The sequence below is a fragment of the Sporosarcina sp. genome, assembly GCF_029257255.1.
Taxonomy (GTDB): Bacteria; Bacillota; Bacilli; order Bacillales_A; family Planococcaceae; genus Sporosarcina.
Window position 1 is genome coordinate 1 of the sequence record NZ_JARICI010000017.1, and the last position, 3,354, is coordinate 3,354.

The window sequence follows — 3,354 nt, forward strand, 5'->3', positions numbered from 1 at the left end:
GGTAGCGAAGTGGCTAAACGCGGCGGACTGTAAATCCGCTCCCTCCGGGTTCGGCGGTTCGAATCCGTCCCCCACCACCATTTAGGGGCATAGTTCAACGGTAGAATAGAGGTCTCCAAAACCTTTGGTGTGGGTTCGATTCCTACTGCCCCTGTATATTTTAAATATATGTAAAATCATAAGAATATGGCGGGTGTGGCGAAGTGGTTAACGCATCGGATTGTGATTCCGACATTCGGGGGTTCAATTCCCCTCATCCGCCCCATGAATATTTTTTTTAGTTATGTAATATAATTACTAATACTATGGCGGGCGTGGCGAAGTGGTTAACGCATCGGATTGTGATTCCGACATTCGGGGGTTCAATTCCCCTCGCCCGCCCCATGTTTTTGGGGTATAGCCAAGCGGTAAGGCAACGGACTTTGACTCCGTCACTCGTTGGTTCGAATCCAGCTACCCCAGTTAGATTTGCGGAAGTAGTTCAGTGGTAGAATACGACCTTGCCAAGGTCGGGGTCGCGGGTTCGAATCCCGTCTTCCGCTCCACTACAATGGCGGCATAGCCAAGCGGTAAGGCAAGGGTCTGCAACACCCTTATCACCGGTTCAATTCCGGTTGCCGCCTCCAAATTTTATAAAAAAGTTTTAGATCTTGCCCGAGTGGTGGAATGGCAGACACGTCGCACTCAAAATGCGATGCCGCGAGGCGTGCCGGTTCAAGTCCGGCCTCGGGTATCACCAAAAGAACACAGCTCATGCTGTGTTCTTTTTTTAGGTTGTACAATAAATGGTTCTTTGTCAAATGACGTTGATGAAGAATTTTAGCCGACTACAATTTATTTTTATTCGTTAGGGACTATCCCAAGTTCAGTATTACTGATCTTTGGCGGCAGTCCTATTTCTATTTGATTTTCAAAATACATTGTTGTCTTCCATTCCATATGAACCTTGCGAGCACGGCTTTAGCTTCCTCGTCGCGAAGAAAACGCTCCTGTGGGGTCTTCAGCTCGCGCTAATCCCGCAGGAGTTGTCATCTTCCATTCCAAACAAATGCCATTGTGCTTTATAATACTTCAAAGTTACATCAATTTGGATGGTTGCAGTGAATAGAATTGGCGATGGCTGATGGAATTCTCATAACTTCATTAGAGTAAAATGAGCCGACTATAATAGAATTGTATAATCCCACTAACTTTCCCCATAAAGATCTTCCATCTCTGTCTTTAAATCTGCATAGATCCGGCTTAAATAGATATCATGGGTAATGTAGTTTTTTAAGACCTTAACCGTAGAGCTATGATTAGAAATAAACGCGCTTGGAGCTTCAACTTCTGATTTAATAATAATTGCTTTCTTCAGATCAATAACTGCCGCAAAAGAGCTTTCGAAATTAACTCACTAGGGGCCCTTTACGGGATGAAATATGCGGTGGAGCATATGACCGATGGAGGAGCCGATAGTGAATACAGCTTCTATGTTAGGAGTTAGAAGAGATGTGAATTCAAGCCCATATGTTTCGTCAATGTATTCAATTGTTGGGATAGACGGTGACAGCAGCATTAGAATCGGCCTCCAAAACATAAGAGTGAACTGCATATGTCCAGAGAAGGTAGCTTCACCTATGGTAAATTGGGAAAACGAGGCGCAAAGATATGCCACCATAAGCACTCACCATTGTGCTTGTCATTTTACCTGTTCACTCCACCAGCCTTACGGCTACCTCTGAAAATTCTACGGGTTTTTATACCATTAAGCTTGTAAATGCTGAAATATCCTTTGAAAATGGCTTAGAAAAGCTTATCATCCATATCATAATGAAGGAGCAGCTTGAAAGTTACACGAAATTTCAAGGTTGTCATAAAACTACTCGTTTGTTTCGGAATGTAACAGAGCCGGCTAGGTCTTAAAGTATTGCTCGAAATATACTAGAAAAGTAATGCGGGGCTCAGATGGGAGACTTTGTCGCCTTTTTTTCCGAAATGTTATATGAGACTCTCACGACGCTCCAACTAGAAAAGTCCCTTGTTTTCATCCTTCCCCATAAATAAACTAGGACTCTGGGAATATTTTTTAAATTATGACAAAGGATAGTTTTTCCATGGAAATTTGTCACTCGATTGTTACCTGCTTGTTATTTTACTTTGTTATTGTTGTAGATGCAGACAGGACATTGATAAATGATTTGTTGGAGAGTTTCATTTCGAACGAACCTGTCTTGCCTTCAAGGAGGTGGATGTACATAGAAACTTAATAGAATACATGTTGTATTTGCGGTTAGAGTAATTGAAATTTATTTTTTTGAAAATCGAAGGGAGTTTGATGGTATTGGTAAAAGAAAGAAACAATCAAAACGAAAAAAACTCGAACAAGAAGATTTTGCCGTTTGTCATGTCAACTTCAATGATAACTGCTGCAATATTCGGAGCAGGAGCAGCGTCAGCCGATGAAAAGAGTAATGATACGCAATTTAAAAATCATGGTGAAGAAGTTTCATCTTATGCAACCAGCATTCCGGGCTCACCTGAAAAAGTAAAAATAATGCGCGCAATTGCAAGTGAAAAGTGGAAAGAAAAAGCAAAAGACGAAGATGAAGCAGATTATTCTTTAGATGAAGACGCATCAGATAGCGTTCCTGTAGATGAAGAGGAAGCAGCTGAAGGTCCGGTGGATGAAGAAGCTAACGCTGAACTACCTGTAGATGAAGAGGAAGCAACTGAAGGTCCGGTGGATGAAGAAGCTAACGCTGAACTACCAGCTGATGAAGACGAAACGGATATCGTAGAAGATTCATTAGAGAAAATAGAAAAGCCAGCTGACGAGAATATCATTGGGGATACGCCGTCAACTGACCAAATCACTGATGATACTATTATAACAGAAGATCAAGTGAATGAATATAGGTCTGTTATCCAGAACTATGATAGTTTAATCAAATATTATGATTACCTTATCCAAGATCATCTTGGTTTGATCCTGCCAGTTGAGGATGATATTGTAATCGAAGAACCTACTGAAGGCGACGACACCGCAGATGTTCCTGCTGAGGACGAAGAAGTAGCAGAAGACGCGACTAATAGCGACGACACTGCAGAAGTTCCAGCTGAGGATGAAGAAGTAGCAGAAGACGCGACTGATAGCGACGACACTGCAGAAGTTCCAGCTGAGGACGAAGAAGTAGCAGAAGACGCGACTAATAGCGACGACACTGCAGAAGTTCCAGCTGAGGATGAAGGAGTAGCAGAAGACGCAACTGATAGCGACGACACTGCAGAAGTTCCAGCTGAGGACGAAGAAGTAGCAGAAGACGCGACTAATAGCGACGACACTGCAGAAGTTCCAGCTGAGGATGAAGGAGT

The 3,354-nt window shown here is 42.7% G+C and carries 7 tRNA genes and 1 pseudogene; all 8 read left to right on the forward strand.

Annotation, left to right across the window (positions count from 1 at the left end):
- Positions 1–83: 83 nt before the first annotated feature.
- Positions 84–154 (forward strand) — tRNA-Trp (locus tag Q1J64_RS04270).
- Between the two features lie 35 nt (positions 155–189).
- Positions 190–265, forward strand: a tRNA-His gene (locus tag Q1J64_RS04275).
- Positions 266–308: 43 nt separating this feature from the next.
- Positions 309–384: transfer RNA gene (locus Q1J64_RS04280), tRNA-His, on the forward strand.
- Positions 385–390: 6 nt separating this feature from the next.
- Positions 391–462 (forward strand) — tRNA-Gln (locus Q1J64_RS04285).
- An 8-nt stretch (positions 463–470) separates the two neighbouring features.
- Positions 471–545 (forward strand) — tRNA-Gly (locus Q1J64_RS04290).
- A gap of 7 nt (positions 546–552) precedes the next feature.
- Positions 553–626 (forward strand) — tRNA-Cys (locus tag Q1J64_RS04295).
- A gap of 26 nt (positions 627–652) precedes the next feature.
- A tRNA-Leu gene (locus Q1J64_RS04300) sits at positions 653–733 on the forward strand.
- 1,590 nt (positions 734–2,323) lie between these two features.
- A pseudogene (locus Q1J64_RS04305) lies at positions 2,324–3,354 on the forward strand (hypothetical protein); the annotation flags it as partial.